General features: G+C 73.5%; 21 protein-coding genes. 13 read left to right on the top strand and 8 right to left on the bottom strand.

From position 1 onward, the window contains the following. Positions 1 to 14 precede the first annotated feature (14 nt). Both AB0L59_RS19095 and AB0L59_RS19090 read right to left on the bottom strand, forming a co-directional pair. The gene (locus AB0L59_RS19095; protein ID WP_365584806.1) at positions 15 to 605 is read right to left on the bottom strand and encodes a hypothetical protein; all 591 of its coding nucleotides are present in this window, start codon (positions 603 to 605) and stop codon (positions 15 to 17) included. A 171-nt stretch (positions 606 to 776) separates the two neighbouring features. Further along, positions 777 to 1,754, bottom strand: coding sequence for a fibronectin type III domain-containing protein (locus AB0L59_RS19090; protein ID WP_365584804.1), 978 nt, complete (start codon positions 1,752 to 1,754; stop codon positions 777 to 779). A gap of 475 nt (positions 1,755 to 2,229) precedes the next feature. Between AB0L59_RS19090 and AB0L59_RS19085 the strand changes: the two genes are divergently transcribed. Then, positions 2,230 to 2,931 carry a glycoside hydrolase family 75 protein gene (locus AB0L59_RS19085; protein ID WP_365585068.1) on the top strand — a complete coding sequence of 234 codons (702 nt, stop codon included), beginning with the start codon at positions 2,230 to 2,232 and terminating at the stop codon, positions 2,929 to 2,931. A 21-nt stretch (positions 2,932 to 2,952) separates the two neighbouring features. Here AB0L59_RS19085 and AB0L59_RS19080 read toward each other — a convergent pair whose 3' ends face one another. From AB0L59_RS19080 to dhaK, 3 genes are all read right to left on the bottom strand, one after another. After that, on the bottom strand, positions 2,953 to 3,363 hold the full coding sequence (locus AB0L59_RS19080) for a PTS fructose transporter subunit IIA (protein WP_365584801.1): 411 nt from the start codon (positions 3,361 to 3,363) through the stop codon (positions 2,953 to 2,955). Positions 3,364 to 3,365: 2 nt separating this feature from the next. Continuing rightward, entirely contained in the window at positions 3,366 to 3,974 is a 609-nt protein-coding gene (gene dhaL / locus AB0L59_RS19075) for a dihydroxyacetone kinase subunit DhaL (protein ID WP_365584799.1), read from the bottom strand. 67 nt (positions 3,975 to 4,041) lie between these two features. Next, the gene (dhaK, locus tag AB0L59_RS19070) at positions 4,042 to 5,034 is read right to left on the bottom strand and encodes a dihydroxyacetone kinase subunit DhaK (protein WP_365584796.1); all 993 of its coding nucleotides are present in this window, start codon (positions 5,032 to 5,034) and stop codon (positions 4,042 to 4,044) included. A 615-nt stretch (positions 5,035 to 5,649) separates the two neighbouring features. Between dhaK and AB0L59_RS19065 the strand changes: the two genes are divergently transcribed. Continuing rightward, the gene (locus AB0L59_RS19065) at positions 5,650 to 6,108 is read left to right on the top strand and encodes a DoxX family protein (RefSeq protein WP_365584794.1); all 459 of its coding nucleotides are present in this window, start codon (positions 5,650 to 5,652) and stop codon (positions 6,106 to 6,108) included. A gap of 318 nt (positions 6,109 to 6,426) precedes the next feature. On the opposite strand, the gene AB0L59_RS19060 is transcribed toward AB0L59_RS19065, so the two are convergent. Then, positions 6,427 to 6,690, bottom strand: a complete 264-nt coding sequence (locus AB0L59_RS19060) for a hypothetical protein (RefSeq protein ID WP_365584792.1) — start codon at positions 6,688 to 6,690, stop codon at positions 6,427 to 6,429. Positions 6,691 to 6,903: 213 nt separating this feature from the next. On the opposite strand from AB0L59_RS19060, the gene AB0L59_RS19055 reads away from it, so the two are divergent. The 8 genes from AB0L59_RS19055 (at position 6,904) to AB0L59_RS19020 (ending at position 13,619) form a co-directional block, all read left to right on the top strand. Then, positions 6,904 to 7,599 (top strand): response regulator transcription factor, encoded by a 696-nt coding sequence (locus tag AB0L59_RS19055; protein ID WP_365584790.1) that lies wholly within the window; start codon positions 6,904 to 6,906, stop codon positions 7,597 to 7,599. Between the two features lie 6 nt (positions 7,600 to 7,605). After that, positions 7,606 to 9,003, top strand: coding sequence for a HAMP domain-containing sensor histidine kinase (locus AB0L59_RS19050; RefSeq protein ID WP_365584787.1), 1,398 nt, complete (start codon positions 7,606 to 7,608; stop codon positions 9,001 to 9,003). Between the two features lie 220 nt (positions 9,004 to 9,223). Beyond that, a complete protein-coding gene (locus tag AB0L59_RS19045; protein WP_365584784.1) occupies positions 9,224 to 9,601 on the top strand; it encodes a hypothetical protein in 378 nt (125 codons plus the stop codon). Continuing rightward, a complete protein-coding gene (locus AB0L59_RS19040; RefSeq protein WP_365584782.1) occupies positions 9,598 to 10,542 on the top strand; it encodes an FAD:protein FMN transferase in 945 nt (314 codons plus the stop codon). Before AB0L59_RS19045 ends, AB0L59_RS19040 begins: the two co-directional genes overlap by 4 nt. Continuing rightward, positions 10,539 to 11,276, top strand: coding sequence for a ferric reductase-like transmembrane domain-containing protein (locus AB0L59_RS19035; RefSeq protein WP_365584780.1), 738 nt, complete (start codon positions 10,539 to 10,541; stop codon positions 11,274 to 11,276). Before AB0L59_RS19040 ends, AB0L59_RS19035 begins: the two co-directional genes overlap by 4 nt. Continuing rightward, the gene (locus tag AB0L59_RS19030) at positions 11,273 to 12,616 is read left to right on the top strand and encodes an NADH-ubiquinone oxidoreductase-F iron-sulfur binding region domain-containing protein (RefSeq protein WP_365584777.1); all 1,344 of its coding nucleotides are present in this window, start codon (positions 11,273 to 11,275) and stop codon (positions 12,614 to 12,616) included. The genes AB0L59_RS19035 and AB0L59_RS19030 overlap by 4 nt, the downstream gene beginning before the upstream one ends. A 5-nt stretch (positions 12,617 to 12,621) precedes the next feature. Continuing rightward, on the top strand, positions 12,622 to 12,864 hold the full coding sequence (locus AB0L59_RS19025) for a ferredoxin (RefSeq protein ID WP_365584774.1): 243 nt from the start codon (positions 12,622 to 12,624) through the stop codon (positions 12,862 to 12,864). A 107-nt stretch (positions 12,865 to 12,971) separates the two neighbouring features. Then, positions 12,972 to 13,619 (top strand): hypothetical protein, encoded by a 648-nt coding sequence (locus tag AB0L59_RS19020; protein WP_365584773.1) that lies wholly within the window; start codon positions 12,972 to 12,974, stop codon positions 13,617 to 13,619. Between the two features lie 193 nt (positions 13,620 to 13,812). Here the strand turns inward: AB0L59_RS19020 and AB0L59_RS19015 are convergent, their stop codons facing one another. After that, positions 13,813 to 14,913 carry a PP2C family protein-serine/threonine phosphatase gene (locus AB0L59_RS19015; protein ID WP_365584770.1) on the bottom strand — a complete coding sequence of 367 codons (1,101 nt, stop codon included), beginning with the start codon at positions 14,911 to 14,913 and terminating at the stop codon, positions 13,813 to 13,815. A gap of 486 nt (positions 14,914 to 15,399) precedes the next feature. On the opposite strand from AB0L59_RS19015, the gene AB0L59_RS19010 reads away from it, so the two are divergent. Then, positions 15,400 to 15,738 (top strand): DUF3040 domain-containing protein, encoded by a 339-nt coding sequence (locus AB0L59_RS19010; RefSeq protein WP_365584768.1) that lies wholly within the window; start codon positions 15,400 to 15,402, stop codon positions 15,736 to 15,738. Between the two features lie 168 nt (positions 15,739 to 15,906). On the opposite strand, the gene AB0L59_RS19005 is transcribed toward AB0L59_RS19010, so the two are convergent. Then, positions 15,907 to 16,470, bottom strand: coding sequence for a hemerythrin domain-containing protein (locus AB0L59_RS19005; protein ID WP_365584767.1), 564 nt, complete (start codon positions 16,468 to 16,470; stop codon positions 15,907 to 15,909). Between the two features lie 337 nt (positions 16,471 to 16,807). Between AB0L59_RS19005 and AB0L59_RS19000 the strand changes: the two genes are divergently transcribed. Both AB0L59_RS19000 and AB0L59_RS18995 read left to right on the top strand, forming a co-directional pair. Continuing rightward, the gene (locus AB0L59_RS19000) at positions 16,808 to 17,260 is read left to right on the top strand and encodes an STAS domain-containing protein (RefSeq protein ID WP_365584764.1); all 453 of its coding nucleotides are present in this window, start codon (positions 16,808 to 16,810) and stop codon (positions 17,258 to 17,260) included. Between the two features lie 121 nt (positions 17,261 to 17,381). Continuing rightward, on the top strand, positions 17,382 to 18,875 hold the full coding sequence (locus tag AB0L59_RS18995) for an ANTAR domain-containing protein (protein WP_365584761.1): 1,494 nt from the start codon (positions 17,382 to 17,384) through the stop codon (positions 18,873 to 18,875). Positions 18,876 to 18,933 lie beyond the last annotated feature (58 nt).

Below are 18,933 nucleotides of genomic sequence, written 5' to 3'. Positions count from 1 at the left end.
GCCGGTGCGGCCGCTCAGAGTCGGTACGGCTTCGAGCGGCGGCGCAGATACCAGCCCGTGGCGATGGCCCCGGTGCCCACCAGGGCCGCGCCCACGCCGAGCGTCAGCGGGCCGTAGTCCCGGGCCGCTCCGCCAAGGCCGCCCAGCACACCCCGGGAGGGCGCCGGCGAGGCCGTCGACGCGGCGGCTGCCGAGGACGCCGTCGACGAGGCCGGCGAGGAGGCCGTCGACGAGGTCGTCGGTCCCGAACCGGACGAGACGGCCACCGACTGGGTGCCCGCCGTGCTGCCGCTGGAGCAGACCACGACCACGGTGTACGTCCCCGGGCTCACTCCCCGCCAGGCCGCGGACTGGCTGACGGACGTGCCCGACAGGGCCGACTGCCGGCCCTGGGCGAAGTTCGCCTGATTGCTGGTGAGCAGGGCCGCGTTGCCCCAGCTGCCGTTGATCTCGGAGCACGCGCTGGTGACCACCGAGACGGTGGACCCGCTGGTGCTGACGGAGACGCCCGAGGCCGCGGCGGACGGTCCGGCGAGGGCGGTGGGGAGGGTCGCGGCGGCCCCCAGGGCCAGACCGGAACGGACGAGGAGTCGCGAGGTGTGCATGGGCTGGCCTCCGGCGGCACGGTCGGCGGTACGTCCCATGCGCCGCCGGGGGTCGGAAAACGTCCGTGCTGTCTGGCAGCAGCCAACGTGGCCTCCGGTGCGCCCGCACCCGGGAGGCAGCCGATCAGGTGACGGTTTCCTCCGTGCGGCGGAGAGCGGTCGTGGCCGGCGTCAGGACATGCCCGTCGTCACCGTCCGCTCCGCCGACCAGCCGCCCCAGGTGCCGTCCGGCAGTCGCGCCCGCAGCCGCACCCGGTGTTCCTCGCCCGCGGTCCGGCCGACGTAGAAGCTGTAGCTCGCCCGCCCGCGCGGGGGAGTGCCGCCCCACACCAGCGAGGTGGCCGCGCTGCCGTCGAGTCCGATCCGGTACTCGGTGATCACTCCGTCCACGCGCGGCGGGTCCCAGGCGAGGTCGAGGTAGTACGCCCCGCCGGACCGGTGGCTCGACGCGGTGAAGCCGGTGGGCGCGGTGCTGCGGCCGTCGTCGGTGCCCGGAGTGGTGAGGCGGACCGGGGCGCTCGCGGGGGAGAGGTTGTCGGCGGCGTCGCGGGCCCGCACCGTGAAGACGTAGCCGGTGGCGGGGCGCAGTCCGGTGACCACCGTGGCGGTCTGGCTCCCGCCGACGCTGTGGATCTTCGCGTCGCCCTGGTACACGTCGTACGACACCACACCGCGGTCGTCCCGCGACGCGCCCCACGACAGCTGGACCTCCCGGCTGCCGACGGCCCGCCCGGCGGGATGCGACGGCCGGGTCGGCGCCGAGTGGTCCGCCGCCACCGCGGCCGGTGTCCGCGCCCGTACCGCCCGGCTCGGCGGTCCCAGCCGCCCCTCGGTGTCCCGGGCCCGCACGGAGAAGGCATACACGGTGGACGGCTTGAGCCTGGTGACGTCCACCATGTGCTGTGAACCGGGGACGTCCTCGACCTTCGTGGTGCCGCGGTATACCTCGTAGGTGCGGATCCCCGGCTCGTCCGGCACCGCGTTCCACATCACGTGCACGCTGGTGGCGCTGCCCGCCTGCGCGGTGACCCCGGTCGGAGCTCCGGGTGCCCGGCCCTCGTCGCTCTCGTCGGCCTGGCTCCAGTCGCAGGACACGCCCAGCAGCAGGCCTCCACAGACCAGGACGAGCGGCCAGGGAACGCGTCGCACGGCTCTGCCTCCCCGGGGTCGGCGGCATCGCAAAGGTCCGGACCAATATGACGCGGTGGGCGCGGCCGCGGCAAGGGGGCCACCCGGGTGACCGACGAGCGGCCAGGTGAGTGACCGCAGCGTGGCCCGCGTTGGTGACCATCCGGGGAAGTTACGTATGCTGGGGCTCCCTACGGCTGAACTGCCCGAGAGAGCAGGGAAGTTCAGGCCTGTGGCGCGGACACGCTGTCGTCGCCGAACCCGCGCCGACGCGGGCGGCCTGGGGATCCGGACCGGTTTCGGGCCGGATCCCCGGCCCCTGTTGTCACCGTTTCCGCATTCTTCCTCGTACCGCTGCTGCACCCGTTGTCCCTCACGAGGTGTCAGAAGCGTGCTCCATCCGGCCCCTTCGGAGCGGTCGGGACGGCCGGGGGCGCGGACCCGCACCACAGTGGGCTGGATGTCAGCCCCGTCCCCGACGAGAGGGTCCCTGATCGTGCGTGTCCCGTCGCTGACGCTGGCTGCGGCCGGCGCCGCCCTGCTCGCCCCGGCCGCGCTGCCCGTCCCGGCAGCCGCCGACCCGCCCCGGGAGCAGCCCGTGGCCCGCGGCGAGGGCGCCGTGGCCGCCGCGCACCTGCTGGCCGGCCTGGGCAAGTGCCACCAGATCTCCCGCGGCCGGTACCGAACCGACGCCGGTCGCCGCGCGACGGTGCCCGTCTGTGCCACGCGCCACGCGGTGTACTGGAAGGCCGACCTGGACATCGACTGCGACGGGCAGTCCACCGCCCGCTGCAATCGCCGCACCGACCCGCAGTTCGCCGCCATGACCGCCTTCCAGCAGTCGGACGGCCGCCATCTGAACGCGGCGGCCCTGCCCTACATCGTGATCCCGGCCGCGAGCCACCTCTGGAACCCCCGCAAGTACGGCGTGCAGGGCGGATCCGTGGCCGCCGTCGTCTACCGGGGCCGTGTGCAGTACGCCGTGGTCGGCGACACCGGTCCGCGCGACATCATCGGCGAGGCCTCCTGGGCGACCGCCCGCGGCCTCGGCATCCGGGCCGACCCGAGGCGCGGCGGAGTGCCCTCCGGTGTCACCTACATCGTCTTCAGGAACTCCAGCGTGGACCCCATCGAGAACCACGCGGCCGCGGTGGCCGCGGGGCAGCGGCTGGCCAGGCTGTTCTCCGTGACCAGATGACCGGCCGCGCCCCGGGCCGTGTCACACCTTGCGGTAGCCGTACGCCTCCGCCGCCGCGGCCTCCACCGCGTCCAGGCCGGCCCCCGCGGCGGCGGTGACCACGGCGGCCACCGCCCCCTCGACGAACGGCGCGTCCACCAGCCGCGTGCCGTCCGGCAGTTCGTCGCCCTCGGCGATCAGTGCCTTCACGGTGAGTACGGCACTGCCGAGGTCGGTGAGCACCGCGACCCCGAAGCCGCGGTCCACCGAGGCCGCGGCGGCGCGGATCAGCTCGGCGCTGGTGCCGAGCCCGCCGCCCTCGGTGCCGCCAGCCGGGGCCACCGGCACGGCCGGGGCCCCGCCCGCCAGGCCCTTCGCCAGCTCGGCGACCGAGGCGGCCACCGCCGCGCTGTGCGACACCAGCACGATCCCGACCACCTTCTCGTCGCTCACCGTCAGCCCTCCGCCGCCGCGGCCGCTTCTTCCAGCGCGGCGATCAGCAGCGCCGACGAGGTCGCCCCGGGATCCTGGTGGCCGATGCTGCGCTCACCGAGATAACTCGCCCGGCCCTTGCGGGCCTGCAGCGGGGTGGTGGCCACCGCACCCTCCTCGGCGGCGGCCCGTGCGGCGGCGAAGCCGTCGCCGAGCGCGTCCACGGCCGGCACCAGGGCATCGATCATGGTCTTGTCCCCAGGGGCCGCCCCGCCGAGCGCCATCACCCCGTCCACTCCCGCGCGCAGCGCCTCGGCCAGTTGGTCCTCGCCGACCTCGGCTGCGTCGCCGAGGGCCTTGCCGGTGCGGCGCAGCAGCGTGCCGTACAGCGGCCCGGACGCGCCGCCCACCGTCGAGATGAGCTGCCGCCCGGCGAGGACCATGATCGCGCCCGGGGTGTCGGGTGCCTCCTTCTCCAGGGCGGCCGTCACGGCCGTGAAGCCGCGCTGCAGATTGCTGCCGTGGTCGGCGTCCCCGATGGCCGAGTCGAGGGCGGTGAGCCGCTCCGCCTCGCGGTGGACGGACGCGGCGGCCGCCGCCATCCAGCGGCGGAAGAAGTCGGCGTCGAGCACTGGATCTCCTTGTGTGAGAGGGGTGATGACCGGCGCGGTACGGGTGATGGTCGCCTCGTCCGCCGTATCACATCCCCCAGCGCAGCGCGGGGGTCTTCACCGGCGCGTCCCACAGCCGCAGCAACTCCTCGTCGACCTGGCAGAGCGTCACCGAGGCACCCGCCATGTCCAGGGAGGTGACGTAGTTGCCGACGAGCGTGCGGGCCACGGCCACTCCGCGCTCGCGCAGCACCCGCTGCACCTCGGCGTTGAAACCGAACAGCTCCAGCAGCGGCGTGGCGCCCATGCCGTTGACCAGCACCAGCACGGGGTTGTGCGGCGGCATGTCCTCCAGGACCGCGTTCACCGCGAAGTCGGCGATCTCCCCGGAGGTCATCATCGGCCGCCGCTCCCGGCCCGGCTCGCCGTGGATGCCGACGCCCAACTCCAGTTCCCCGTCGGGCAGGTCGAAGGTGGGGCTGCCCTTGGCCGGGGTCGTGCAGGCGCCGAGGGCCACGCCGAAACTGCGGGAGTTCTCGTTGACCTGGCGACCGATGGACTCCACCCGCTCCAGAGGCTGCCCCTCGGCCGCCGCCGCGCCGGCGATCTTCTCCACGAACAGGGTCGCGCCGGTGCCGCGCCGGCCCGCCGTGTAGAGGCTGTCGGTGACCGCCACGTCGTCGTTCACCAGCACCTTGGCGACCTGGATGCCCTCGTCCTCGGCCAGTTCGGCCGCCATGTCGAAGTTGAGCACGTCACCGGTGTAGTTCTTCACGATGAACAGCACTCCGGCCCCGCTGTCCACGGCGGCCGCGGCACGCGCCATCTGGTCCGGCACCGGGGAGGTGAACACCTCTCCGGGGCACGCGGCGGACAGCATGCCGGGCCCCACGAACCCACCGTGCAGCGGCTCGTGCCCCGACCCGCCGCCGGAGACCAGCGCGACCTGCCCCGCCACCGGAGCGTCCCGGCGCACGATCACCCGGTTCTCCACGTCCACGGTGAGGTCGGGATACGCGGCCGCCATCCCCCGCAGCGCGTCCGCCACCACGGTCTCCGGCACATTGATCAACATCTTCATGGGCGTCTCCTCGCGAGCTTAACACTAGGGCTCAGGATCTGCGTTTCCGCAGGTCACCGGCGGTGGGAGCGGTATTTGATCTTGCGGTGCGTTGCGGTCCGAGGCGGTTGTGGCGGGTCTGTCGCCGACTCAATGCCGACTTCGGTGACGGGGCGTCAGGAGCCGGCGGCCCCCAGGCGGAGGTGGCCGCCCGCCCGTCACTTGGCAGTATCGACCTTGCGGCAGCGAAGGTCACCTGCGACGGTGGCTTTGCGATTCGTAGTGTCCGGTCGGCCGACGGTCCTCGCTGCTGTGGTGCGGGACGGATGCCCCGTGCGGCCGCCCTTGTCGGTGAACGGATGCCCCCGGTCGGTGAACCGTTCCGTGGTGCGCTACTGGAACGAACCGGGTCCTGGTTGTGGGGCTGCCGGCGTCTCCACCGCCGCTACGAGCGCAAGCCGACGGTGATCCGCCGCCGAGGGCTCCGGAAGAACTCAGGGGCCGGGCCGCAGACTCAGAGGAAACGCAGAGCGTTGGGCGACTGGTGCGAGCTTGTGTCCTGCGCTAGACCGGCTATGACATGTTCATGTCTGAAATCTGCCGCCGCCAGGTTTCCGAGACCGAGGAGTAACCCCCATGAACTTCTCACCAGCCCCGACGTTACGCAGCATGCGGCCCGTCGTGCAGGCGGTCTTCCGCCTGTTGACCGGTTTCCTCTTCGCCTGTCACGGCGCCGCGTCCCTGTTCGGGGTTCTGGGCGGCGCCCACGGTGGCGGTACGGTCCCCGCCCTGCAGTGGCCCGGATGGTGGGCCGCAGTCATCGAGCTGGCAGGCGGGACCCTGGTGGCACTCGGCCTGTTCACGCGGACGGCGGCCCTCCTCTGCTCCGGGTCCATGGCCTACGCGTACTTCAGCGTGCATCAGTCGCACGCGCTGTTCCCGATCGACAACGGTGGCGAGCCGGCTGTCATGTTCTGCTGGGCGTTCCTGCTGATCGCCTGCTTCGGCCCCGGGACCTACGCCCTGGGGACGCTCTTGAAGGGAGGGAGGACCCTGACCGCAGGCGAAGGTGCGGCCCCCGTGCCCACTTCGTAGCTCGTCCCTGCCGCCGACGCGGCGGTTGACAGGCCAACGGCCCCTTGGTGCCCCGAGGGGCCGTTGTGCGTCTGTTGCGGGCGTTGTCGCAGGTCAGGGCGCTTGCTGGGGTTTCGAGGAGGACAGGTGCCGTCATCGGTTCGGGGATCGGGCGAGCGAGGGCGCGCTGCCCGCTGCACGCTGCCCGCGCACGAGCCGCACGAGCCGCACGAGCCGCACGGGACCGAAGCGGGCTGAGGCGGAGCCTGCTCGCGGGACTGGGAGCCGACGCCCTACGAGGCCGCGCTGCCCACCCGCCCCCGTCCGCCGGATCAAGGATCACGACGCTCCGGTCGTTGTCTGTGCCGGCTGAGTGGTGGAGGCCGGAGCGTTGACCGGGGCATGCGGGCGATTGGGGGCGGGGTGCCCGGCTGTGTCGGAAGACGGTCCGGAGACGCCCGGCAGCATGTAGGCGTAGCCCGCTCCGAGCAGAAGGGCTGCGGCCGTCGCGGCACCGGCGGTCCGGCGGGTCGCGGTGCCCACCCGTCGAAGGCCGCGTTCGCGCCGCCGTACCGGGTCGGCGTCTTCTATGGGGTCGGGCATGGGCAAGTCCTCCTTCGGGCGAACGCGGTGCCGCGAGGCGACCAGGTCGGCTCGCGGACGCCATGTCATCAGCGTGCGTCGCGTCGCGTCGGAAGGCCGTTCAGGAAAGTTTCAGATGTGGCAAAGCCGGGCGAACGCGGCAGCGGCTGCCGTGCGTGCCTCCCCCTCCGCCGCCGACCGGAGAGCCGTCCCCGTCGTCCTACGCTGGGTGCCGTGGAACAGAAAAACGGTCGAGGGGACGATCCCGACGCGCTGACTGTGCTGGTCGTCGAGGACGACCCGGGGCTCGCCGGTTCACTGGTGCGCGGACTGGACCGAGCGGGGTACCGGGCGACCAGCGTCGACACCGGACGCGGTGCGCTCACCCGCGTCCCGGCGCCGGACGTCGTCCTGCTCGACCTCGGCCTGCCGGACATGGACGGTATCGATGTCTGCCGCAAGCTGCGCCGCCAGTCGGACCTGGCGATCATCGTGGTGACCGCACGCGGCGAGGAGGGCGACCGGGTCGCCGCCCTCGACGAAGGCGCCGACGACTACCTGGTCAAGCCCTTCGGGCTTGCTGAGCTGCTGGCGCGGATCAGGGCCGTGCTGCGCCGCATCCGCCCGTCCGGGCCTGAACTTCTGAGCCACGGCCCGCTCGTCGTGGACCCGCGCACCCGCAAGGTGACGGTCCGGGGACGGGAAATCGCGCTGACTCCGAAGGAGTTCGACATCCTCGAGTGCCTGGCCGCCGATCCCGGCCGGGTCGTGACGCGCCAGGAGATCCTGGAACGCGCCTGGGACGCCCACTGGTACGGGCCCACGAAGGTGCTGGACGTCCATATGGCCGCGCTGCGGCGCAAGCTGGGTGTGCCCGGACTGGTCGAAACGGTCTACGGGCGCGGCTTCCGCCTCGGTGAAGGCGGCTGACGCGCCATGACCCGCCGCATCGCCCTCAGCGTCCTCGCCCTGATCACCGCCGTCCTGGTGCTGGCGGTGGTGCCGCTCGGGCTGCTCATGACGCAGCGCGAGGAGACCTCGTTCCGGGACGAGGCGGCCGCGAAGGTGAGGTCGCTCGCCTCCGCGGCCGAGGAGTACCTCTCCGACCACAAGCCGGACGCACCGGCCCGAAGCCTTGTCGCGGAGGCCCACGAGAGAGGTGACTGCGCGACCGTCTACGACAGGACGGGCCATGTGCTGCTGTCGACTCCGTGTACCGATGTGGCCGGGGACGACTCCGCGCGATTGGTCTCCTCCGTGCTCGCCCACCCCGGCGCCCGGGTGCGCCAGGACGATCAGTGGCTGACCACCGCCGTACCGATCGGGGACGCCACGGACCCCGTCGGGGTCGCGGTCCTGAGCCGGTCCGCCGATCCGCTGCACGACCGGATCCTGGTGATGTGGGGCTGGCTCGCGTTGATCGGCGTCGGCGGCCTCGGCGCCGCCGTGCTGATGTCGATGCTGCTGGCCCGCTGGGTCGGTCGTCCGCTCAGAACGCTGGACGAGGCGGCGCAGCGGCTGGGCGCAGGGGCGCTGGAAGCACGGGCGCCGGCCGGGGCGGGACCACCGGAGGTGCGCCGCCTCGCGGCGACGTTCAACACGATGGCCGGGCGCACCGAGGCCCTGGTGCACGGGCACCGTGCCGTGGTCGCCGATGTCTCGCACCAGCTGCGCACCCCGCTCGCGGCGCTCCGGCTGCGGCTCGACCTGCTCGCCGTCGACGCCGAAGGGGAGACCGCGGAGGAACTGGCCGACGCGCAGGACGAGATCGCCCGCCTGTCCCGGCTGGTGGACGGCTTGCTCGCGGTGGCCCGCGCCGAGAACGTGGTGCCCCGGCCGGTGCCGGTCCGGGTGGACCACGTCGTGGCCGAAAGGGCCGCCGCCTGGGAGCCCGTCGCGAACGCGGGACACGTCAGGCTCACCGCTGACTGCCGCCCCGGGCTCACCGCCTTCCTCGGCGAGGGCGACCTGGAGCAGGTGCTCGACAACCTGATCGCCAACGCCCTCGACGCGGTCCAGGAAGACGGCCGCGTGCTGATCAGGGGCAGGCGGCAGGGCGGAACGGTTCAGCTGCGGATCGTCGACAACGGCCCCGGAATGTCCCAGGCCGCGAAGGACAGCGCGTTCCGCAGATTCGGCAACCCCGAGGCGAGTGGCACCGGTCTGGGCCTGGCCATCGTCCATCGGCTGGTCACCGCCAACGGTGGCACCGCCGAGCTGCTGGACTCGCCGGGAGGCGGCCTGACCGTGGCGCTGTCGCTGTCAGCGTCCCGCCGCAGACGCGAACGCGGAGCAGAGAGCGAGTCCGGCGCTACGCGGACGGGCGATGCCTGAGCCCGTTACCGCGCTCGGCCGTCCCGGCCATCCGCCCGGCACGTCCCGGAGACCTCTTTTCCCGCTCTGACCAGCATGTTCGCCCATCTTTGCGGGTTCTGAAGGATTCCTGAACCGGATCCCGACAGTCGCCTGCGCAGGCTGGTGGATGGATACCCGCAGGTGTGGCCGCGAGGTGCCGACCGCTTCGCGACGGCACACCGACGGCCGAGGAGGAACCATGTCCCACCCCGACCAGCCCATGCCGGCCGGTGCCGTGCGTCGACGAGAGCGCGGCCTGCGCCGGGTCGGACGCACGACCCGCTGGCTGGCCGCCACGGCTGCAGCCGGTTCCGTGGCGCTCGCCGCCGGATACGCCAACGCTCTGCCCGGGAAGTCCTCGCCCGAGCCCGCCACTGCGAAGATTCCGTCGCACCCGGCGGCCCCGTCCAGGACCTCCACCCCCACCGTCCCCTCGGCGCCGCACGCGACCGTGCCGAAGCAACGCAAGGCTCCGGTCGTGCCGCCCGCCACACACACGGCCACCCCCGCACCCAGCGCCACGAAGCCCCCGGCAGCGACTCCGCAGGCGTCGCACACCACCTCGGGTGCGTCATGACCGCCGTCACCCACCCGGCGGCGGTCTCCTTCCCCGCCCTGGGCACCACGGCCTCGCTGCTCGTCGCCGACCCGGGCGCGATGGACGCGGCACGGCACGTGCTCGACGCCGAACTCGCCGCCATCGACGTGGCGTGCAGCCGCTTCCGGCCCGACTCGGAACTGTCGCGTGTCAACGCGGCCGGAGGCGCCGTCTTCCACGTGACCGCGCTGTTCGCCGAGGCGCTGGAGGTGGCGCTGCACGCGGCGGACGCGACCGGCGGCGTCGTCGACCCCACCGTCGGAACCGCCGTGACCGCACTCGGCTACGACGTCACCTTCGCCGCGGTGCGACCGCAGGACGCGCGCCCCGTGCGTCCCGCCGGGCCGTCCCCGGGCTGGCGGGCGGTGCAGTGGGACCGAGCCGCCCGGCGGCTGCGGCTGCCGTCGGGCATGGCACTCGACCTCGGCGCGACCGCGAAGGCTCTCGCGGCGGACCGGGCCGCTCGTCGCGCCGCCGAGGTGGCGGGCTGCGGCGTCCTGGTCAACCTCGGCGGGGATCTCTCCGTCGCGGGTGAGGCGCCGCCGGGAGGCTGGCGGGTCGCCATCGCCGACGACCACGCGGCGCCCGGCGCTGCGGGCCAGCCCACGGTGAGCATCACCGAGGGCGGACTCGCCACCTCCGGCACCACCGTGCGGAGCTGGTGCCGCGGGGGACGGCGACTGCACCACATCGTCGATCCCGCCACCGGCGACGTGCCCGCTCCGGTCTGGCGGACCGTCAGCGTCGCCGCCGTCAGTTGCGTGGCCGCCAACACCGCCGGCACCGAGGCCGTCGTCCTCGGCGAACACGCCCTGGGCCGACTGCGCCGGGCGGGACTGCCCGCGCGGCTGGTCCGCGTGGACGGGACCGTCGAGCGGGTCTGCGGCTGGCCCGAGGACACCGCGGGAGGTGCCCGGTGACCGGGCTCGTCCCCCTCGCGGCCGGTCCCAGCCCGCTGTGGTACGCGACCCGGGCCGGCGGCACCGTCGCCCTGGTGCTGCTCACCGCGACCGTCGCGCTCGGCATCGCCGTGGGCGGCCGGTACAGGCCACGGCGACTCGCGCGCTTCGAGGTGAGCGCGCTCCACCGCAACCTGTCGGTGCTGACCCTGGCCTTCCTGGCCCTGCACATCGTCACCGCCGTCCTCGACACCTTCGTCCACCTGAGCTGGTGGGTGACGGTGGTGCCGTTCACCGCCTCGTACCGGCCTTTGTGGCTGGGCCTTGGCACGGTCGCGTTCGACCTGCTGCTCGCGGTCGCGGCCACCAGCGCGGTGCGGCTGCGCCTGGGACAGCGTCGGTGGAAGGCCGTGCACTGGCTGGCGTACGCGTCCTGGCCCGTCGCGCTCTTCCACGCCGCCGGGACCGGCACCGACACACGGCTCACGCCGCAACTCGCCCTGTACGGCGCATGCCTCGCCCTCGTCGTCGCCGCTGTCTGGTGGCGGTTGTACCGGGCGGGCCCGGGCCGGATCGCGGCGCGCCTCTGGGCGGGGGGCACCGCGGCCGCGGTGCCCGTGATGCTGACCGCGTTCCTCGGCTCCGGTCCGCTGCAACCGGGTTGGGCGCACCGCGCGGGCGGCGCCGCACCCACGGCCGAGGTCGCCGTAGACCAGGCGCCCGCGCCGGCTGACGACGAGGGAGGAACCGAGTGACCGAGGGACACACAACCCTGCTGAACAGCGGCGGGCTTGACGGCATGATGGGCCCGTACGGCTCCCGGCTGCTGCACGGCTGGTACGCCACCGGTGGCGCGTCCGACCTGGACGAGCACCTCGGCCGATACGGCCCACCCCCGTATCCCCGCTCGGCGGACGCGGCCGAACGGCTGGTGCGCGCGGTGGAGGACGCGGGGCTGACCGGCAGGGGCGGCGCCGCCTTTCCCACCGGCCGCAAGCTGCGCACCGTCGCCGGTGGCAAGGGCACCGCCGTGGTGGTCGCCAACGGCATGGAGAGCGAACCGGCCAGCCGTAAGGACGAGACGCTGCTGGACCTCGCCCCGCACCTGGTGCTGGACGGCGCCGTACTGGCCGCCGCCGCGGTGGGCGCAGACGTGGCACACCTGTGCCTGCCACGGACCAGGCAGGACCAGGCGGACGCCCTCCGCGAAGCCGTCGGGGAACGCCGGCGGCGCGGCCTCGAATCGGTCCCGGTGGAGGTGCACGAACTGCCCCACCACTATGTCTCCAGCGAGGAGACGTCGCTGGTGCGTTGGCTGAACGGCGGTGACGCCCGCCCGATGGCGACCCCGCCGCGCCCCTTCGAGAAGGGAGCCGGCGGGCGCCCGACCTTGATCGACAACGTCGAGACGCTCGCCAACGTCGCACTCATCGCGCGCTACGGCCCCGGTTGGTTCCGCAGTGCGGGACTCCCCGACGCCCCGGGCACCACACTGGTGACCCTCTCCGGCGCGCTGCGCACCCCAGGCGTCTACGAAGTGCCGATGGGTCTACGGCTTGGTGAGGTACTGGACGCCGCCGGGGGGCCCGCGGAACCGCTCGGCGCCCTCCTGCTCGGCGGCTTCTTCGGCAGCTGGCTCCCGGTGGGTCAGGCACTGCGCGTCCCGTTCGCCAAGCAGGACCTGGCGGCCCTCGGCGCGGGACCCGGTGCCGGAGTGCTCGTGGCTCTTCCCGACCGCGCCTGCGGTCTGGCCGAGGCGGCCAGGGTGCTCGGCTACCTCGCGGCGCAGAGCGCACGGCAGTGCGGACCCTGCCGACTCGGGCTCCCGGCCGTGGCCGCGGACTTCGCCGACCTCGCCTGGGGCCGTCCCGACATTCCCTTGCTACGGCGGTTGGAGGGCCGTGTGGGCCTGCTCACCGGGCGCGGCGCGTGCCGGCACCCTGACGGCGCGTCACGCTTCGCGGCGACCGCCCTGAGCGTCTTCGCCGACGACGTACGCCACCACCTGGACCTCGGGCCGTGCGCTGCGGCCGGACACGAGCCCGTACTGCCGCTTCCTCCGACTTTGGTGCCAGGGGAGCGGGAATGGAGGTGAACAGCGTGAACGGCACGAACCGGGCACACTCCCTCGGCATCGACCGCATTGCCTGCGACGGCTACGGACTGTGCGCCGAGCTGTTGCCCGAACTCATCGAGCTCGACGAGTGGGGCTATCCGATCGTGGGATCGTCCACGCTCTCGGACGAAGCCCTCGGGCACGCGCGGCGCGCGGTCGCCGGATGCCCTGCGTTGGCGCTGCGCCTCGACCGGGCAGCGGGCCGGCAGCCGCCTCAGCGGACGTGAACGAGTTCTTAACCCCACGTCAGGCATACTGCAGCCCGCTCCAGCGCACGGCGTGGGAGCACTGTCACCCGTGCCGGGCGGGGCTGGATCACCAGGAGGACGGGCGAGTGACCATGATCGGCGGCAGGACACCGGCAGCCACCGGGCCCGAGCGGCCCGGTGCGCCGGCCGGCGGGCCGGAGGGCAACGAGCGGCTTACCGCCGTGACAGGTGCGGTGCTGCTGGTCCTGTTCGCCGTCGAGGGCGTCACCATCCTCTTCCTCGGACGACTGCTCACCCTGCACTTCTTCATCGGACTGCTGCTCACGGGCCCGGTCTGCCTCAAGATCGGATCGACCGGCTACCGCTTCTACCGCTACTACACCGGATCGCCCGCGTACCGCCGCAAGGGCCCGCCGGCACCGCTGCTGCGCCTGCTCGGCCCGCTGGTCGTCGCCACGACCGTCGCGGTCCTCGGTACGGGAGTGACGCTGGCGCTGCTCGGACGCGGCACCGCCGGTCCGGTTCCGGTACTGCTGCTGCACAAGGCCAGCTTCGTCTGCTGGGCCGCCGTGATGACCGTGCACGTCCTCGCCTACCTGTGGCGGTTGCCCCGCCTCATCGGCGCCGACCTGCGCCGCCGCCCGGCACGCCACGGCATCGCCGCACCGCGGCGCACCGCACGCTGGTCGCTGCTCGTGCTCGCGCTCGGCGGGGGACTGGCCGTCGCGCTCGCCGGCTTCCACCTGGTCTCCGGCTGGGGCGGACAGCGCTGATGGAGGCGGTCGTCGGGCCGTCGCAGAGCACCCGGCCGATCGCTGCACCGGTGGCCTGCGACGGGTCAGGGTCAGGAAGCCGGTGTCGGCCGGGGTGGGTACCGGGTCCCTGCCGTCGCCGGCGCGGCGCAGGCCCAGCCCGGGCACCCCGTCGGCCATGCGTGCGCTGCGCAGCGCACCTGCGGCGGGAGTGTCAGCCGTCCGAGGGTTCGCGCAGACGCACGGCGAGGGCGGCGATGTCGTCGTCGAGGTGGCCTCTGCTGTAGTGGAGGAGGTCGCGGTGAAGAGCCGTGAGCAGCTCGTGGGGTGGCGTCGGGGGCTGTCGTCGCATCCAGGCCGTCAGCGGGAAGAACTCGCCGTCGCCGGCGCGGGTCTCGGCCACCCCGTCGGTATAGAGAAGCAGTAGGGCGCCGGGGGTGAAGTCGAAGGTGTCGACGCTGTATTGATCACCGATCAGGTCCGCGAGGTTGAGCAGTGGCGAGGGGGTGGTGGGCTCGAGGGTACGGAGTTCCCCGTGGTTCAGGAGCAGCGGCGGGGGATGTCCGCAGTTGAGGATCTGGATGCTCCTGCCCTCATGCGGGATCTCGACCAGGAGTGCGGTGGCGAAGCGTTCCATCGGCCCCTCGGGGGGGAAGGCGGCGTTGTACCGGGTGCTGCTGGCGTCCAGCCGGCGCGCGACGCTGACGATGTCGGCCTCGCCGTAGGCCGCCTCCCGGAAGGCGTTGACGATCGCCGCGGCCGCCCCCACCGCCGGCAGGCCCTTGCCCCGCACGTCACCGATGAGCAGCCTGACCCCGTACGGCGTGTCGACCACCTCGTAGAAGTCCCCGCCGATACGGGCCTCCGCCGCCGCCGCGAGATACAGCGACTCGATCTCGACCCTTGCGAAGCGGCGCGGCATAGGGCTCAGCACCACCTGCTGGGCCGCGTCGGCGACGAGCCGCACCTGGAAGAGGGTCCGCTCCCGCTGGAGCCGGACATGGCTGCCGTACGCGGCTGCGACGGTGACCGCGATGATCCCCGCAGCCGTCCACCAGGTCCCCAGACCGGGGAACACGAGGCTGAGGCCGATCATCAGAAACAGGCAGACCGTCCCCAGCAGGACGGTCGGGAGCACCGGCCACATGGCGGCGGCGAGGGCCGGCGCCGCGGGCAGGAGACGGCTGAAGGCCATGTTGGGGGGAGTGGCGTATGCCAGGCCGGCGATGACGACGGTCAGGATGACCGGCGACAGCCGCACCAGCCTGCCCCGGCCGTGGCGACGCCGGAGCCGCAGCCGTCCAGACTCGATCACACTTCACAGAATATCTACGCATATGCGGCACGGCGCTCCGGTGGATCAGAGCCGGGCGCCTGAAAGGACGGCGGAAACCCGCGACGCCCCCGGCGCCACCGTCGCCCCCTCCAGCAGCTCTTCCACGCCTCCGCGCTGTTCGGCGTCCGTCGTGCGGGGGAGGCGCAGCTGCGTAGTCGCTCGACAACGCTGAGCCGGGAGCCGCGGCCGCGCCGGACCAAGGCGGTGCGGGCTCGGTGACGGAGCGTCAGGTTCCGGCGGCCGCCGGACCAGGGCACCGTCCGGACCGGCTGGCTGCGGTATCGGCCTTGCCCCGGGCGAAGCTCACCCGCGACCACCTGCCCTCACGGTGCGTGGCGCTCCCTGCGCCGACGGTGCTCGAAGCGGCTCTGAAGGGGGCCGTGACTTCGCATCGGCCGGGTCGTCCGGGGAACTCGGGGTGCCGGGAGACGGAGACCGCCGAGCGGCGGAGGAGGTGCCGTTGCCGTGGACGACGGAGAGATGTGGGAGATGCACGACGAGGTACGGCTGTCGCCCCGCGAACGGCTCGAGCTGCTGCGGATCGAGACGGGCCTGCGGCAGGACCGCCGGTTCGCGCGCCGCATGGGCGACGGGCACGGCAGGTTCTGGCTGCCGGTGGCGGTGCTGCTGCTCGGGATCGCCTCGGCGTTCGTCGCCGTCATGGGGGTCCGCACCTCGGACCCCGCGCTGCTGTGGTGCTTCGCCCTCCTGTGGCCTGTGACCCTCTTCCAGGCGTTCCGCCTTCTGTGCCGCGCGGTCCGGCGCCGGTCCGGTTCCGGGGCGCAGGTGCGGTCGTGGCTCTGAGGGGGCCTGCCGGTGATGTGAACGAAGGGGCGCCGGTGATGTGAACGCCGGGTGCCGCCGAACGCCGGCGCCCGGGCCGCCCTGGTGGCGCCCGGTCACCGGCGTGAGCGCCCGCCCGAGCCGGACCGCGGCCCGCCCGGGCCGCGGTCCGGTCCTCAGTCCTGCACCTCAGCTTTCCTTGCCCCGTCCCGACAGCGCGTCGCGCATCCGGTCGACCAGACCCGCGCCCGGTGCCAGCAGCTTGTTCGCCGGCGGAGTGTCCGGGGCGGACGGGTGCGGCCGGGTGGGGGCCATCTTCTTCGCGCGGCGCACCTTGTCACCGAGTTCCATCAGCATGTCCGCGGGACAGGCGGCCTCCAGTTGCGGGAAGAGGTTCTGCTCCTCGTCGGCCACATGCGACCGGATCTCGCTCATCAGCTGTGCCATGAGCATGTCGAACTGCGGATCGTCCGCCTGGCAGCTCTCCAGATCCTTCATGATCCGCTCGGCCTTGGCGTGATCCTCGATCTCCTTGTCCGCCAGGGCGTCCCCGCCCGTCAGGTGCTCGCGCACCGCCGGATACAGATAGGCCTCCTCCGCGACCGAGTGCCGTACCAGCTCGATGGTGGCCTGGTCGGCGAGGTCCTTGCGGTTCCCCGAGCCGGGCGGCAGTGCCTCGATACGGCCGAAGATCTCCTCGACCTCACGGTGATCGGTCGTCAGCTCCTGAATGACGTTTCCGCCGTGACCCATGTCGTCACCTCCTGCAAGACATCGCGGCGGCCCATGAACGGCCTGCCGTCGCCGCGCCGAGTGCCCCGCGCGCGGCGCGCTACACGGCGGCTCACTCCGCCGGGTGAGCGCCCGCACGGCAGGCACAGGCCGCGGACGTCCGGCCCCGCACCCGATGGCCCGAAGGCCCGGTCGCGGCGCCGCGACGAGTCCGCCGAAGCTCACTCGCACGGCTGAACCGGCCGAGGTGCGACACGCCCGGGCAGAATCGTTGCTTCGGCGCGGGGCCGGAGGCACAGTGAACTCCCGGTCAAGACGCGGCTGGCTGATCCTTCCCCACTCAGGAAGTCCGATCCTCATGGAAAACGATCAGCTGTTCCGTGCCCGCCCCCGCCCCGGTGGTCCGACCCCGCTGCTCCTGCAGACCGTGCCCGAGCACCGCCCCGAGGCCGGCGCCGTCAGCGTCCTGAAGGCGCGGGGCACGGTCGACGCCTCCAATGCCCTGGAGTTCTCCGAGGCGCTCGCCCAGCACATCGCGCGGGCCGACCAGCTCGGCGAACACCCCGTGCTGGACATGACCGAGGTGTATCTCGCCTGCGCGGCGGCGGTGCGCTCCGTGGACCGGGCGACCGGGATCCTCGCTTTCTCCGGCCGCGCCCTGCCCGTCGTACAGCCGCGGCCGCATGTGCGGGAGGCGCTGCGCGCGGCGGGACTGCCGGGTGTCCGGGTGCACGCCACCATGGCATCCGCTTTGAGCTCCCTGGAGCCCCGCAGACCGGTGAGCCCACGGCCCGGCGGCCGCGGTTGGTGAGCCGGTGGGCCCGCCCCGCCCGGCGCGGTGGATGGCGCGGCCGGGGGTCGGGCGCCTACCGTGCACGGTGGTCGGGAAGAGGCCGCCCGAGTCCGTCGCGACGTCCTGTCCGGGTGATGCCATGAATCCCTCCTCCGACCCGTCCGCCGCCACGGCCCCGCTCGTCATCGAGTCGTCCGTCGTCGAGGGCCTGCCCGCCGAGGGAGCGCTGCTGCTGCGTATCTCCGGCAGCCTCGACGCCGCCGGAGCCCAGGCCTGGTCGGCGGAGCTGCGCGGCCACCTCGAACAGGCGGACCGTGCGGGCCTGCGGCCGGTTCTCGACATGGCCCATGTGCAGCTCGGCGGCGCCGCCGTGCTGCACACGCTCAGCGAGACCAGCCGCTCGCGCACCGGCCGCCCGGACCTGATCATCGTCCGCGCCCGGCCCGGAGTGCGCGAGGCGGTGCACCTGGCCCGCCTGGACGGCGTCCAGCTCTACGCCACCCTCGACGAGGCGCTGCGGGAGCTGGCCCGCGCCGCCTCCCGCGTGGAGGACCTGCCCGCCTGGCGGTCGCAGATGGCGGATCCGCTGCGGCCCAGTTACGAGGATCTGCGCAAGGAGGTCCGCGCGCTGCGCGCCCGGGTGCGGACGGCCCCGGTGATCGGCATGGCACAGGGCGTCCTCATGGTCCGCTACGGCCTGTCGGACTCCGGCAGCGCCTTCCGGGCGTTGCGCGAGGCCTCGCAGCGCTACAACGTGCCGTTGCGGGTCCTCGTCTCCGCCGTCGTGGTGGCCCGGCCCCCGGACGGCGAGGTGTGGTTCCCGGGCCGTCGTCCCCTGCCCCTGCCCCCGTTGCGGATCCTGGCCCGCGAGGGCCGCGACCCCCGCTACCGGCGGCAGATGGTCGACGCCGTGCTGCACGAGGCGCTGGCCGTCGCGCGGGCGGAGGCCGGGTACGTGCTGTTCGTCGACCCCGCCATGAACGCCCTGGTGCCGGAGACCCACTACGGCTGCGCGGACGTGCTGGTCGACCATCTCGTGCGCGGCCGCGACGAGGGAACGGCCGACGCGGTGGCCCGGCTGCGCGGCCGCCGGGTGAGCCTGCCCGACGTGGCCTCGGACGCCCTGCTCTCGGAGGAGGCGCGGCGCGTCCTGCTCACCACGGGCACCCGCGCTCTGCAGAGCATCCCGGTGCTGTCCCAGGCCGGCGCCTGCACCGGCGTGATCACCCTGCACTGGCCCGACGCCGGGTACCGCCCCACGGCAGGCCAGGCCGAGGCCCTCGGTCTGCTTGCCTCCGAGACGGCGGCCTGGCTCAGCTGGTACCACCGCTCGGTGCTGCTCGACGCCCTCGAACACGTGCACCGGACGCTGACCGGGGCGGTCGCTGGGAACCCGAACCCCGCACGCACCATGCACCACCCGGAGGGAGTCCGGCGCATGTCGAATCCGCAGCAGCCCGAACAGCGGCGCAGTGACAAGGGAGGCGCCACCCCGCAGGACAGCGGCGAGCTCAAGGCCCGCCAGGCGGCCGCCCGTCGCGCCGACGACCGCGCGCACGGCTCGGACAAGGGAGAGAAGGGCGGCGGCGAGGGCGGCGGCGTCCCCCCGGCGCAGCGCCCCGACCACCCCTGACCCGGCCCGGCCCACGCCACCCGCCCGGGGCACGAGGCGCCCCGGGGCGGCAGTCCGC

The organism is Streptomyces sp. NPDC052109 (genome assembly GCF_040680195.1).
Classification (GTDB): Bacteria; Actinomycetota; Actinomycetes; order Streptomycetales; family Streptomycetaceae; genus Streptomyces.
Note: the sequence above shows the minus strand (reverse complement) of the source record. Positions and strands in the feature narration are given on the sequence as shown.